Origin of the sequence: Anoxybacteroides voinovskiense, from assembly GCF_014196205.1 — a bacterium.
In the GTDB taxonomy this organism is placed as follows: Bacteria; Bacillota; Bacilli; order Bacillales; family Anoxybacillaceae; genus Anoxybacteroides; species Anoxybacteroides voinovskiense.
This window is the reverse complement of record NZ_JACIDE010000002.1, coordinates 18,947-31,043: the sequence shown is the minus strand read 5'-3', so window position 1 is coordinate 31,043 and position 12,097 is coordinate 18,947. Positions and strand designations below refer to the sequence as shown.

At 43.8% G+C, this 12,097-nt stretch carries 17 protein-coding genes; 4 read left to right on the top strand and 13 right to left on the bottom strand.

Translation table 11 applies throughout. From position 1 onward, the window contains the following. Positions 1-63: 63 nt before the first annotated feature. Positions 64-237, bottom strand: a complete 174-nt coding sequence (rpmF, locus tag GGR02_RS01390) for a 50S ribosomal protein L32 (protein ID WP_066323554.1) — start codon at positions 235-237, stop codon at positions 64-66. Positions 238-291: 54 nt separating this feature from the next. After that, entirely contained in the window at positions 292-804 is a 513-nt protein-coding gene (locus GGR02_RS01385; RefSeq protein WP_183182975.1) for a YceD family protein, read from the bottom strand. A 139-nt stretch (positions 805-943) separates the two neighbouring features. On the opposite strand from GGR02_RS01385, the gene GGR02_RS01380 reads away from it, so the two are divergent. Beyond that, on the top strand, positions 944-2,158 hold the full coding sequence (locus GGR02_RS01380) for a nucleotidyltransferase (protein ID WP_183182974.1): 1,215 nt from the start codon (positions 944-946) through the stop codon (positions 2,156-2,158). 11 nt (positions 2,159-2,169) lie between these two features. Here GGR02_RS01380 and GGR02_RS01375 read toward each other — a convergent pair whose 3' ends face one another. Together GGR02_RS01375 and GGR02_RS01370 are read right to left on the bottom strand one after the other, a co-directional pair. Next, positions 2,170-3,183, bottom strand: a complete 1,014-nt coding sequence (locus GGR02_RS01375) for a SepM family pheromone-processing serine protease (protein ID WP_229706027.1) — start codon at positions 3,181-3,183, stop codon at positions 2,170-2,172. Then, on the bottom strand, positions 3,180-3,965 hold the full coding sequence (locus tag GGR02_RS01370; RefSeq protein ID WP_183182972.1) for a patatin-like phospholipase family protein: 786 nt from the start codon (positions 3,963-3,965) through the stop codon (positions 3,180-3,182). Before GGR02_RS01370 ends, GGR02_RS01375 begins: the two co-directional genes overlap by 4 nt. A 131-nt stretch (positions 3,966-4,096) precedes the next feature. Here GGR02_RS01370 and ylbJ point away from each other — a divergent pair, with 131 nt between their 5' ends. Further along, positions 4,097-5,317: a sporulation integral membrane protein YlbJ gene (ylbJ, locus tag GGR02_RS01365; protein WP_183183147.1), complete on the top strand. Its 1,221-nt coding sequence runs from the start codon at positions 4,097-4,099 to the stop codon at positions 5,315-5,317. A gap of 33 nt (positions 5,318-5,350) precedes the next feature. On the opposite strand, the gene coaD is transcribed toward ylbJ, so the two are convergent. From coaD to GGR02_RS01350, 3 genes are all read right to left on the bottom strand, one after another. Beyond that, entirely contained in the window at positions 5,351-5,848 is a 498-nt protein-coding gene (coaD, locus tag GGR02_RS01360; RefSeq protein ID WP_183182971.1) for a pantetheine-phosphate adenylyltransferase, read from the bottom strand. Then, a complete protein-coding gene (gene rsmD / locus GGR02_RS01355) occupies positions 5,848-6,414 on the bottom strand; it encodes a 16S rRNA (guanine(966)-N(2))-methyltransferase RsmD (protein WP_183182970.1) in 567 nt (188 codons plus the stop codon). The genes coaD and rsmD overlap by 1 nt, the downstream gene beginning before the upstream one ends. Positions 6,415-6,909: 495 nt before the next feature. Beyond that, positions 6,910-8,295, bottom strand: coding sequence for a hypothetical protein (locus GGR02_RS01350; protein ID WP_183182969.1), 1,386 nt, complete (start codon positions 8,293-8,295; stop codon positions 6,910-6,912). Positions 8,296-8,442: 147 nt separating this feature from the next. Here GGR02_RS01350 and GGR02_RS01345 point away from each other — a divergent pair, with 147 nt between their 5' ends. Next, the gene (locus tag GGR02_RS01345) at positions 8,443-8,832 is read left to right on the top strand and encodes a DUF7147 family protein (RefSeq protein ID WP_183182968.1); all 390 of its coding nucleotides are present in this window, start codon (positions 8,443-8,445) and stop codon (positions 8,830-8,832) included. A 23-nt stretch (positions 8,833-8,855) separates the two neighbouring features. Here the strand turns inward: GGR02_RS01345 and GGR02_RS01340 are convergent, their stop codons facing one another. The 5 genes from GGR02_RS01340 to ylbD form a co-directional block, all read right to left on the bottom strand. After that, on the bottom strand, positions 8,856-9,128 hold the full coding sequence (locus tag GGR02_RS01340) for a YlbG family protein (protein ID WP_183182967.1): 273 nt from the start codon (positions 9,126-9,128) through the stop codon (positions 8,856-8,858). Positions 9,129-9,151: 23 nt separating this feature from the next. Further along, positions 9,152-9,598: a YlbF family regulator gene (locus GGR02_RS01335; protein WP_290911486.1), complete on the bottom strand. Its 447-nt coding sequence runs from the start codon at positions 9,596-9,598 to the stop codon at positions 9,152-9,154. A gap of 75 nt (positions 9,599-9,673) precedes the next feature. Beyond that, positions 9,674-10,000: a hypothetical protein gene (locus tag GGR02_RS01330; RefSeq protein WP_183182966.1), complete on the bottom strand. Its 327-nt coding sequence runs from the start codon at positions 9,998-10,000 to the stop codon at positions 9,674-9,676. Positions 10,001-10,099: 99 nt separating this feature from the next. Further along, complete coding sequence (locus tag GGR02_RS01325; protein WP_183182965.1) at positions 10,100-10,333, bottom strand: YlbE-like family protein; 234 nt, start codon at positions 10,331-10,333, stop codon at positions 10,100-10,102. Between the two features lie 11 nt (positions 10,334-10,344). Further along, positions 10,345-10,722 carry a YlbD family protein gene (gene ylbD, locus GGR02_RS01320; protein WP_183182964.1) on the bottom strand — a complete coding sequence of 126 codons (378 nt, stop codon included), beginning with the start codon at positions 10,720-10,722 and terminating at the stop codon, positions 10,345-10,347. A gap of 103 nt (positions 10,723-10,825) precedes the next feature. Between ylbD and GGR02_RS01315 the strand changes: the two genes are divergently transcribed. Beyond that, positions 10,826-11,239, top strand: coding sequence for a hypothetical protein (locus GGR02_RS01315; protein ID WP_183182963.1), 414 nt, complete (start codon positions 10,826-10,828; stop codon positions 11,237-11,239). On the opposite strand, the gene GGR02_RS01310 is transcribed toward GGR02_RS01315, so the two are convergent. Beyond that, positions 11,160-12,080, bottom strand: coding sequence for a CAP domain-containing protein (locus tag GGR02_RS01310; protein WP_229706026.1), 921 nt, complete (start codon positions 12,078-12,080; stop codon positions 11,160-11,162). The two genes, GGR02_RS01315 and GGR02_RS01310, sit on opposite strands and share 80 nt — an antisense overlap. Positions 12,081-12,097 lie beyond the last annotated feature (17 nt).

Here is a 12,097-nt window from a genome sequence, read left to right as displayed (position 1 = left end):
CTTGTTCATTTTCCTTCTAGCAAAAAGCGAGCGTAAGGAAGTTTCCCCACGCTCGCTTTTTCATTATTTGTTCACAACGTCTTTTCCTTTGTAAGTTCCGCAAGCTTTGCATACGCGGTGAGCTAATTTCATTTCACCGCAGTTTGGGCATTCTACCATGCCAGGAACTTGCAATTTGAAATGTGTGCGACGCATTCTTTTTTTCGTTTTTGATGTTCTTCTAAAAGGTACAGCCATTATTTCCACCTCCTTAACAGGATTTCGCATCTTAGGAAGGCCGGAGCATCCGGTTTATTCCTCTTTTTGTTCAAAAAACTTCGCTAATCCAGCCAGACGAGGATCGATTTTTTCTTTCGGCTGCTCCTCCGTAATGACTTCCCAACCGACCCCTGCTTGTGGTGCACCGCCTTCAGCCGGTTGTTCCGCAAATATTTGCAGCGGAATTTCTAGCAGCACAAGTTCTTTTACAATCGGCAATAAGTCAATGGAGTCTCCTTGCACAAGATGCGTATCTTCGTCTGGATTCACATCATAGTCGTTTAAAAAAAACGTCTCCGTCGTTTGAATGGTAAACGGATAGGAAACGTCCACTAACGTTCGGGAACAAGGCAAAACCATCGTTCCTTCAATCGTTAAATGGAAAGTAAATTTCGTCGCGCCAATATCAGCTCTTCCTTCGACACGGATAGGCGAAATGTCGCGAATTAATTTGTCGATTTGTTTTAAGTCAGACACATCGACAGTTTCTTCAATCGCAAGCCCTTTTGCCTGCAACTGATGAAGCTGATGAATCGACCATTTCATAAAAATCACCTCAAGGCAACAAAGAAAATTATACGGTGCGTTTTTCCGTTTGTCAATATTTTTTCTTTACAGTATAATGATGCTCAGCTTACATTCAATTTACCACGTTTCCAATAAAAATACAAAGAGGGGAGAAAACATGAAAGCGGTCGGCATTATCGTAGAATACAATCCGTTTCATAATGGGCATTTATATCATCTAGAGCAAACGAAGCAAAAAACAGGCGCTGATTGCGTTATTGCCGTCATGAGCGGGAATTTTTTGCAGCGAGGAGAACCGGCCATTGTGTCGAAATGGGCACGTACGGCGATGGCGCTATCCGCAGGGGTAGATATCGTCATCGAGCTCCCTTACGTGTTTGCTGTGCAGTCCGCTGAACGATTTGCGAGCGGGGCGGTTGCACTCCTTGACGCAATAAAGTGCAGCGAACTTTGCTTCGGAAGCGAGCACGGGGAAATCGCTCCATTTCTCGACACCGTTTGTGCGTTACAAAACCGAAAAAATGAATACGACGCTTTCATTCGCCAAGCGGTAAAAAAAGGACTAAGCTATCCACAAGCGTTAAACGAAGCCTGGAAGCAGCTTCATCTCGCTAGTATTGACTTAACAAAACCAAACAATATTCTTGGTTTTTCCTATGTGAAGGCGATCGTCGAACAACAGCGTGCAATCGTTCCACAAACGATTCCGCGCATCGCTTCTGGCTACCACGAAGAAACGTTTACCCATCCGTCCATTGCTAGTGCCACAAGCGTTCGAAAAGCGCTCGGCGGGTCATTAGAAAAACTCGAAACGGTTGCGCCATACGTTCCTTCCTATACAAAGGAAGCGTTAGCTAATTACTATTCGACTTACGGCACGTTTCACGAATGGGAGCACTATTTTTCGCTGCTGAAATACCGCCTGCTGACCGCTGAGCGAAGCGAATTGCAGCAAATCGCTTCCATCGAGGAAGGGCTTGAATATCGCCTCATGGAAGCAATTACAGAAACGAACACGTTTTCTGAATTTCTTCATGTCGTCAAAACGAAGCGGTACACTTGGACAAGGCTGCAGCGAGCATGCGCGCATTTATTAACGAATTTTCCAAAACAAGCAAGCGATGTCAAAACGCCGACATACATTCGCCTGCTTGGCATGAATGAAAACGGTAGACGCTATTTGCAAAAAGTGAAAAAAGTGCTCTCCTTACCGCTTGTCACAACCGTTTCTCAGCTTCGCGATGATTATATATATGCGCAAGAAAAAAAAGCGGTCGCCGCCTATGCCGCCATTTTTCCGGAACCGCTTCGCACAAAAGTAATCAAAGAAGAATATGCTACCCCACCGCTTTATTGGCCAACCTTGGCATAAAATTATGCGTACTATTCATGCAATGTGTCTAAATAGTGAAGCGCTTCGTCGAACGTGTCGACCGGAACAATTTTCATCGTTGTTCCGATTTTTTTTGCCGTTTTTACCGCTTCGCGATAATTAGAGTCTTTCGCACCTTTTTCGTTCGGGGCAAAGAAAACGTCTGCCCCAGCTTCAGCAGCAGCAACCACTTTTTGTGAGATTCCACCAATCGGACCAACTTCCCCGTTCATGTTAATCGTCCCAGTTCCAGCAATTTTATGGCCTTTTGTAATATCTTCTTCCACTAATTGGTTATAAATTTCTAGGGAAAACATAAGCCCCGCCGACGGACCGCCAATTTTTTCCGAATCGATTTGCACTGGTGGGTCTGTTTCGACGTCATAATCGGTCATTGGGGAAAGTCCTAAGCCAACTTGTTTTGGAGCTTGTGGAAACGGTGCAACGGTAAGCGTTGCCGTCTCTTCTTTTCCGTCCCGTTTCCACGTAATCGTGACCTGATCCCCTTTTTTCTTTTGGCGAACGTACCCAATCAGCTGTTCCGCCGTCGATACTTGCTTTCCATCGATTTGCACAATACGGTCGCCTACTTGTAATACGCGATCAGCTGGCATCCCTTTAACAACGCCCATCACATATACGCCACGCGGCTGATACGTAACCGGTTTATGCGCATGCTGATACGCGACAACAATCGCCGCTTCTTTCGATTCCTCCATCAACTGCAACTGACGAAGTGTATATTCTTCATCTGTTTCCCCTGCTTGCTTAATCGCCTGCATTGGATAAAGCTCGTAATATGGACGAACATGGGCAAGCACGTATGCAGCGATATTCGCTCTTCCCATTCTTACCGTCGTTAGCATTAACTTCCCTTGATCTTTATCTCCATGTTCAACATGGACGAGTGGCTCTAGCACTTGCGCTGTTCCAGGCATCGTTACATAATAGGGAAGCTGAACGAACAGAGCAAGTAAGCTAACGACTGCTCCGAGCAAAAGCGCAACGATGTATGTTCTTTTCATGAGTGGAGCTCCTTCCATTTTTGAATGGCACGATGAATAGCATCAATTTGTTTTCGTGCTTCTTCTTCCCCTATCTTAATAATTTCTTCCGTATGTGTAAATGCTCGTGAACTGTATTGTTCGACATGCGGACGAATCATGACATCGGAATCGTATTCGCGATGGCGAACGAGCTCGTCTTGTAAAATATCAATGCTTTGTAAAATAATATCAAAAATAGAGGCTATATTCCCGTCCGCTTTTACGTGCGACACATCGACCGCAATGACAACATCCGCTCCCATTTCCCGCACGACCGAAATAGGGATGCGATCAATGACACCACCATCTACAAGCATTCGCCCGTTCACTACTTCCGGAACGAAAATCCCAGGGATAGAAATGCTCGCACGCACAGCTGTCGCCAAATCGCCATGGCGAAAAACCACTTTTTCCCCTTTTTGAATATCGGTCGCTACAATCGCAATCGGGATGGACAGTTCCTCCATTCGCTTTCCTTTTGTTACAAGACGAATAAACTCTTTAATTTTGTTACCGGACACAAGCCCCATTTTCGGAATCGTCCAATCAATAAAATCATTTCGCCGAAACGCTTTTGCCAATTTGTACAGCCGGTCTATGCCTAATCCACTTGCGTAGAACGCCGCAACGAGCGCCCCCATGCTGCTCCCAGCAATATAATCAATCGGTATTCCTTCTTCTTCCAATATTTTAATCACTCCTAAATGAGCAAAACCTCTTGCTCCTCCAGAGCCTAGTGCCAAGCCGATTTTTGGTCTCACCGCTTTCCCTCCTTTTCAAACTGATGGTCTAAAACGGCTGACTGTCCTCGTATATTAAATTATATGAGGTTGTACATCGATGCAGAAAAGAAAGGAGAGAAAAAATGCTGCAGCTAAAAAAGAAAACGGGCATGATGGACAAATGGAACACCGTTGTTTTAGCGACTGTCGTCACCGTCTTTGCATTCTCACTCATCCGCTATCCACAACAGTCGCTAGAAGCATCCGTTCGCGGCTTAAATATGTGGTGGGAAGTCGTATTTCCGTCGCTATTGCCGTTTTTTATCGTTTCTGAGCTATTAATTGGCGTCGGCGTTGTTCGCTTGCTCGGCGTATTATTAGAACCGCTCATGCGGCCGCTATTTAACGTGCCGGGTGTCGGAGGATTCGTCTGGGCGATGGGAATGGCTTCTGGATACCCGTCAGGAGCGAAGCTAACCGCTCGCCTTTATCAAGAAAAACAACTTTCGCTCATTGAAGCCGAGCGACTGTCTACATTCACGAACTCATCAAACCCGTTATTTATTTTCGGGGCGGTATCGATTGGCTTTTTCCATAACCCGCATCTTGGAATCATTTTCGCCCTTTCCCACTACATCGGCAATGTAATGGTCGGAATCATGATGCGCTTTCATCGAACAGGAGAAGAAAAAAAACGTCCACAAACTAAGCCGTATACGTTTTCTGTTCGTTCTGCATTTCACGCCTTGCACGAAACGAGACTAAAAAATAAACAGCCGCTCGGAAAACTGCTTGGAGATGCTGTTCGTTCTTCTGTGCAAACATTGTTAATGATCGGAGGGTTTATTATTCTCTTCTCTGTTATTAATAAACTACTATATCTCATTCACGCAACACAACATATCGCGCAACTACTTCAATACGCTTTTTCTTTGTTCCAATTGCCAAAAGAACTAGGTATTCCATTCATTTCGGGAATTTTCGAGATTACGCTCGGCAGCCAAATGATTAGCCAAGTAAACGAAGCAAGTTTGTTGGAAAAAGCAATTGTCACAAGTTTCATTCTTTCGTTCGGCGGCTTTTCTGTGCAAGCACAAGTTGCTAGCATTCTTTCAGAGGCAAACATCCGGTTTCATCCGTTTTTTGTCGCCCGCATTTTCCACGGCATGTTTTCCGCTTTCTTTACATACGTGTTATGGGCGCCGCTTTACGTTCGCACACATTCGGTGAGTGAATCGAAAGGAGCTGTTCCGGTATTTTTAGCCGAACAAGCCCCTCTTTGGCTTCATGGATGCTTTCAGCTACTTAGCAAATACGGCCCGTTAGTCACATTGCTGTCGCTTTGTGTATATATACTGCTGTTAAACAAAAAGGCGTTCTGGAAAAAATAACAACTTTTCCAGACGCCTAGTTTCTGTTTGCTTTTACTCTTTTTCGATGAGAAGCGAAAACTTTTTGCGGAGCGCCTCTTCGACAATCGGTGGAACAAGGTCGGAAATGTTTCCGTTATACTTTGCCACTTCTTTAACAATACTCGAGCTTAAAAACGCGTACTGGCTATTTGTCATCATAAAAAACGTTTCAATATTTTCATCTAATACACGATTCATCGATGTAATTTGCATCTCGTATTCAAAATCAGATACGGCACGCAAGCCGCGTAAAATAGTCGTAGCGTTTTTGCTACGGGCATAATCGACTAAAAGCCCGTTAAACGATTCCACGACGACGTTTGGAAACGGCTTCACGACTTCTTTTAACAGTTCCATTCGCTCTTCGACGGAAAACAACGGTTTTTTCGATGAATTTTTCAACACCGCCACATATACTTGATCAAACACTTTTGCGCCGCGACGAATAATATCTAAATGTCCGTATGTGACCGGGTCAAAGCTTCCCGGACAAACCGCAATGCTCGCCATTAAAACTCTCCTTTCTCCATACAGGCGTAAATAGAAACCGCTGTAATTCCATAAACTTCATGTTTTATTTTCGTTAACCCACCAATTTTCTCAGGAAGTTCGACGTCGTGCGAATGCTCGGCAACGATATACCCCGATTGGGCAAGCAGCTGATGTTCGTCAATAAACGAAAGAAGCGCTTCCAACTTCTGTTTTTTATACGGCGGGTCGAGAAAAATAAGATGAAACTTTAGCTCCCGCTTTACGATTGCTTTTAAGGCGCGTTCTGCATCGTTTCGGTAAATTTCCGCTCGTTCCGTTAATCCACACGATTCAATGTTTTTCCGAATCGTTTGGATTGCTTTCGTATCGTAATCGACAAAAATCACTCGCTCTATCCCGCGGCTTAACGCTTCAATCCCTAATCCACCGCTTCCAGCAAATAAATCGAGGGCAAGCCCTTCCGAAAAATACGGACCAACCATATTAAACATCGCTTCTTTTACTTTATCTGTCGTTGGTCGTGTGGACATTCCCGGAACAGCCTGCAACGGTCTTCCTTTGCAAATTCCTGAAATGACTCTCATCTTCATTCACCACGTTTTCCTTCCTTATCCTATCACAAACTTTCTGATAATACCACTTTGTCATTTTTTCGCCAAACGATGTATACAAACCGAAGTATTGGTCATAATGAGTAATGACAATGTCCGTATGGATGTTGTTGCCAACCGCGGAGAAGACTTACGTTCCCCATAAGTTCTTCCTCCGGTTTCTCCTCTCCCTTTTCCTTTGGCTTAGACGTTCCTTTCGATGCGCGGGAACGAATAAGCATCAAAGGTCCCTGCAGATACCTGCAGGGTTTTTTTATAAGGTAAGAAAGTATAAAATTTTACGATTAGGTGGGGCGCTGTCTAGCTCCAAGCGCCATCGGCTCGAGTCGCTCCGCCCCTTCTTTCGGCGGCGACACACTGAGTTCGCTTCTTTGAAATATCCCGCGCAAGCCCAAGCTTTGCTTGGGCTGAGCCTCCTCGGTGGGGCTTGTGCGATCTTCGCCGATAGGCGGGCGCTTTGCGCTTTTCTTATGGACTAAAAACGATTACATCCCGCTCCGTCAGCGATATTTGCACAGGAAACCAATATTGCATCATATCTGGCGTCATGTAAAGTGCGCCGTTTACGTCATAAATAATAATCGCTGGTGCGCCAAATCGGTCATTGCCTTTCATATAGATGGAAGAGTTGACGAAAAATCGCCAACGATTATCTCCTTTTTCAATAAACACAGCTTCTCCTGTGCGTCTTACATGATAGCCTAACGCGTTCATTACATCAACAAACGGCAATAGCACTTTTTCGTTTTGCAACACTGCTTTTGCATGTTTCAACGGAACACCATTTACATATATTTTTCCTTCATTTGTAAAAACGAGCGACATTGAGCGTCTAGTTGTAAATGAATCGGTAAAATACGTTGTTTTCCCTGTATGGGAAGCAGATAATGCCTCGTCTAACATAGCTGGCGTCAACGATTTTCCACGCTGTTTTAACACCGCAGTAAAAAAGGCTTTTTGTTCGTCTTTTGTTAGCTTTTGCGTAAGTTGCTGCCAAATCGCTTTTCCTTTCGGGGTAACCGGCTGTTTTTGTAATGTAAATGCTGTTAATAAATCCGCAACGACTGCGTTAATTTCACCGTTCGGCAAAAAATAAGCAGCGTAGTACGTGCGCATATACATTTCTTTAAGCGATGACAGCGAAATAGTTTCCGGTACGACCGCTAATGTCGGCGATAAATGCTGAGTGCCTCCGTTTGTCCAAACGAGCGTAAACGAAGGGACGTTTGCCCATTTTGTCACGTTTTCCTTTCGTCCCCCGTATACTTCTATTTTCCCATATACGTTCCGCGGCAATTCTACCGGATGGAAGTAAAGCGGGAAGGAAGTGATTCCTTTTTGTGACCACGAGTAAAAAGTCGACATTTCCTTCTTTAGGCTAGCATCCAGTGGGGCACCAGCAACCCATATGCCGCTTTTTGTATAGTCGGTAAGCTGCACATATAGGTGCTGTGGCTGGCTAGAAAGAAACGACGCCATCCAGCGCTCTAACCAAATAGGTTTGGTTGCCGGAAGTGGCATTACGTAGTGAAACACTATTTTATCGTGCCCATTTCTTTTTACCGCTGCCTTCCCATTTCGGTCGTACGTCAGCGTTCTTTTATCGTCCCCAATCGTATACGTCAGCTGTTTTGCATTAATTGGCACTTGAATGGTATATACCGGCGTCGTAAGCCCTGTCACCGTCTGTTGAATCTCTAACGTTTTCCCATCATGTTTAATATCAATGAAATGAACAAGCGGCACATCCTTTGCTTCGTTGTGCACTTGTTCGTAATCGCGCCATTGCATATAAAGTGCTCCGCCACTAACGCCTAAAAAGAGGACAATCATTAAAATAGCTGTCCGCATCATGAAGCAATCCCTCATTTAATTTGGTTCTTACCAATAAAGATACCAAAAAATATACTTCGTTTGTATAAAAACGTCGAATTTTGTTCAACTTTTCCCGAAACAATGATAAAGTAAGGAAGGGAGAAATAGAGGAAAGGAGAGAAGCGCATGATCCAACGATTTATCGAGCTAGGAGAAGGATATTCGGATATTTATGAGCTGTTAGAATTGGCAAGAGCGAACCGGCATCGCCTATCGGGACTATTTGCTCTCCATACCGTCAAAAATGGACAAGCCGTCACTTCTTGTGTCGTTGTTCTTCACCCGACAGATCCCGGAGATTTTCAACCGTTATATATTTGCCGTGAAGGTATTCCAAATCCTTACGTGAAACCGAACAAGCGGTTTGAACTATTCACTCAACTAGCAAACGAACTAGGCATGGAAATTATCCATATGGAAGTAAAACCATCGTCTTTTTTTGCCGAAATTGACTTATACTATCAACATTTAATCGGCATTATGCGCATGAACCGATTTATCCCGCCATTACAATAAGGCTGACCTTCAAAAAGTCAGCCTTATTCAAACAAAAAATATTTCGCTTCTTTTTCTTTCTCGCCTTTCGATTCAAAATCCATTTTTAAAAATGGGCGATAAGAAGGCTCTACTTTTTTCACAAACGGCAAGGAGGCAATTTTTCGCATCAAATAGTCCATATCGTCCATATTGCAATAAAGGACGACATATTTTAACCGTTTGGATACATAATGAATATTGCCAAATTTGCGTAAATGTTTACTATGCTTTAACGAATACAACCAAACAATCATCCCTTGACGTTTCGGAAACATACTTTTCTTTCCCCTTTTTCAAATTACGTTCGACACCCGCAGCTTCCTCCTGTCCCGCACCCGCCAGAACAACTGAGCGACGAAAAATACGGGTTTCCTGTCGGTACTTTTACTTGTTCAGATACTGCTTTGCCAATAAGCACACTAATTTCATCCAATAGTTGCTGCATTTCCTTTTCTGCTTTTTTAAACGCTGCGACCGTTTCGTGAAAATCGAGCTGCCGCTTCAATTCACGCGTTTCTTTTACGACTGTATGATAATCTGGATGATATTTGCCAAAACGTTGTACTTCCTCGTAACGTTCTTTTGCTTTTATAAACTGTGCGATTAGTTTTTGCGCGCGCTCGTCTTCTTTTAATCGCTTGAAGCAATGTCGATAATGTTCCGCCACTTCGGATTCCACAATCATTCTCCCTAACCACTCGGCTTTATTTAGCACCTCGAGCCGTTCGAGTGTGGCAACAATCACAGCATGCACCTCCAATTCCATCATATCATGACAACTGGCTAGAAGAAAAGAAGTCTGGCGAAAAGCGCCAGACTGTTAAGAAATGTTGACTTCAAACTCATAAAATATACCGTATTTCGTGGCATCGTTATGAACGAGTTCAAGCCGCACGATATGTTTCCCTGGCGGCAATCCTCTCACAACAAAGGCAGCTGTAAACACTTCCGTCACTTTTTGTCCGTTGACGTAAACGTCTATATGACCTTCCCCTTCCTTTTTACGTTGCACACCTTTTATAAAAGAAAAGTGGTCGATGACACATTCGACAAATACGTCTTTCCCACGCACCTCATGCTTGACGTGTAACGTCGGAGCAGTCGATGCAGTGGCAAGCGATGAAGTCGGAGTTATTTCCCCGAACATTCCTCCCACGAATCCCAATAGCAGAAAAAAGCAAATAATTATTTTTTTTCCCAAAAGACATCACTCCTTTACGGAGTAGTCTTTACCGTTTCAAAAAAATTAATCGCGCATCGCTTGGAACATATGCCACATCAGTGATGCCATTTCCAAAGAATTAGCAATTTTTTCTACTTTTTGCGGAATCGTTTGTTCATAATAATGGCGAGCCGCCCGCTCAAAATCGGCTAATTTCTGCGGTTCGCGCGCAAGCGTTCGATACCATCGCGGTTGTTCACGAATAAATGATTGCAACATTTTTTTTGTTCGAATGTAGTCCAACACTTCTGTTCGCATAACACTTCCCTCTAATCTTTTCGAAAGGAAAACGGATGTTGTTCGCGCGAAACATTCTCCGATTGCCTCATCCCTTGTAGTTGGCCGATGACGTTTTGAATGGCTGCAATCGCTTCTTGGACAGTTGCGATATGTTTTTGCATTTCGTTCGGGTCGATGTTTTTTACCACCGATAACACTTTATAAATCAGCGCCGATCCGTCTGTTTCTTGCTTTTTCTCCCCTTCTCTATACTCATTCCATAGTTCATCTTCCTCGCCAAATAAATACCAGTCTTCATAAAATTGTTTCCACGTTTTTTTTCCTTTCCGTACTTCTTGAATGATTTTCGGATGCTTTTTTACAAATTGTTTAAACTGCTCAACAGAAGGATGTAGATGTTTTTCCATACTCCTCCTCTACCTCCCCTTTATTCATCTACCATATACTATCAAAGAAGAGGATATGGCGTGCGCCCATTTTTTGTTACAATAGATGAAGGGAGGGATTATCGTGGTTACAGCTATTGCTATTCCGTTATTATTTCTTTATTTTTATTACGTCACGCGAAAAGAACGAAAACGAATGTATCACCAATGGCGACAAGCTGGGAATATTCCTGCTGAATCGGTCGTTAAAGGAACGATTATCGCCATTCAAGAAAAGACAGAGCGATATTACGGTCACTATCTCCTTGCCGTTATCGATTTGCAACTGGAGCATCGCAAGGAAAAAATAATGGCTCGTATGCAGTTCCCACTGACGGAATCGTTACAAAAACCAACATTTTCTATCGGTGATACGATTGTTTGTTACGGCCAGTGGCGCAATCAATTGTTCCTGTTCGCTACTTACCAGGCAACTCCCACGGCTTCAAAAAATCTTGTGTATAATACAACGAAGACACCCCTACTCCAAGATGAGTAAATTCGTTATTTAACAACGTATCGCGATGGCTTTTGCTATTTAGCCACCCTGCTACCGCAGCAATGCCATCCACATATTGCGCCGCAATGTTTTCCCCCGCTATTTGGAACGGAATGTGCGCGGATAGTAGCCGCGCTTTTAAATCTCCGTGCTTTGGGGAAACGTGAGAAAAATAATGGAGATCGCTCATCTCTTTGCTATGAGCATAAGCTACTTCCGCCGCCTTTTTATGCCAATATAATAATGGAACGTGATAGCGAGCGCGGATAACGTTTGTCATATCAAAAATTTGCCGTGCATTCGCCTCTTCTACTTTTTTTTGCTGCTCAAGGGATAACGACTGTGAAGATAGGAGCGCGCCGCGATACATTAATTCATATGGGCGTAGCTTCACAAACGTCTCTGCATCCATTATTCGAATTCCTGTAATCGTTCCTGTAAAGTGATCGACATAAAGTTGCACGTATACCCCATCCATTTTAACGACCGGCTGCATCGAAACATCTTGTTCAGACAATTCAAATCGATACGTCCCCGCAGGTAGCACGACTTCAATCGTCGAAGGGAAGGAAATAAGCCGATACACTTCTTGAAGCGGCTGACCAATGCGAAACGGGGAAACGTTAATTTGCTCTCCACCGATAAATGCCGTCACCGATCGCCCGTTAAGCATCCCAATTTGCAAATATGTATTTGGATTTTTATTGTACACCCACCATTTATAATCATAGCTAGAATCGTCAATACGCGTTGGTTGTCCGAATCGCTTCGTTACTTCCTCTTCTGTTTTTCCAATAAATGACTGAACCCCCGCTACGTCCACCGCCTTCGTTTTAACCATCTTTTGTTCCTTTACTA

What these genes read in the sequence shown, in the direction of transcription:
- rpmF (WP_066323554.1), bottom strand. Translation starts at nt 237, where the DNA reads ATGGCTGTACCTTTTAGAAGAACATCAAAAACGAAAAAAAGAATGCGT.
- GGR02_RS01385 (WP_183182975.1), bottom strand. Translation starts at nt 804, where the DNA reads ATGAAATGGTCGATTCATCAGCTTCATCAGTTGCAGGCAAAAGGGCTT.
- GGR02_RS01325 (WP_183182965.1), bottom strand. Translation starts at nt 10,333, where the DNA reads ATGCGAACAGAAGTGTTGGACTACATTCGAACAAAAAAAATGTTGCAA.
- GGR02_RS01340 (WP_183182967.1), bottom strand. Translation starts at nt 9,128, where the DNA reads ATGTTTCCGAAACGTCAAGGGATGATTGTTTGGTTGTATTCGTTAAAG.
- ylbJ (WP_183183147.1), top strand. Translation starts at nt 4,097, where the DNA reads ATGATGGACAAATGGAACACCGTTGTTTTAGCGACTGTCGTCACCGTC.
- GGR02_RS01310 (WP_229706026.1), bottom strand. Translation starts at nt 12,080, where the DNA reads ATGGTTAAAACGAAGGCGGTGGACGTAGCGGGGGTTCAGTCATTTATT.
- GGR02_RS01330 (WP_183182966.1), bottom strand. Translation starts at nt 10,000, where the DNA reads ATGTTCGGGGAAATAACTCCGACTTCATCGCTTGCCACTGCATCGACT.
- GGR02_RS01345 (WP_183182968.1), top strand. Translation starts at nt 8,443, where the DNA reads ATGATCCAACGATTTATCGAGCTAGGAGAAGGATATTCGGATATTTAT.
- ylbD (WP_183182964.1), bottom strand. Translation starts at nt 10,722, where the DNA reads ATGGAAAAACATCTACATCCTTCTGTTGAGCAGTTTAAACAATTTGTA.
- GGR02_RS01350 (WP_183182969.1), bottom strand. Translation starts at nt 8,295, where the DNA reads ATGATGCGGACAGCTATTTTAATGATTGTCCTCTTTTTAGGCGTTAGT.
- GGR02_RS01380 (WP_183182974.1), top strand. Translation starts at nt 944, where the DNA reads ATGAAAGCGGTCGGCATTATCGTAGAATACAATCCGTTTCATAATGGG.
- rsmD (WP_183182970.1), bottom strand. Translation starts at nt 6,414, where the DNA reads ATGAGAGTCATTTCAGGAATTTGCAAAGGAAGACCGTTGCAGGCTGTT.
- coaD (WP_183182971.1), bottom strand. Translation starts at nt 5,848, where the DNA reads ATGGCGAGCATTGCGGTTTGTCCGGGAAGCTTTGACCCGGTCACATAC.
- GGR02_RS01375 (WP_229706027.1), bottom strand. Translation starts at nt 3,183, where the DNA reads ATGAAAAGAACATACATCGTTGCGCTTTTGCTCGGAGCAGTCGTTAGC.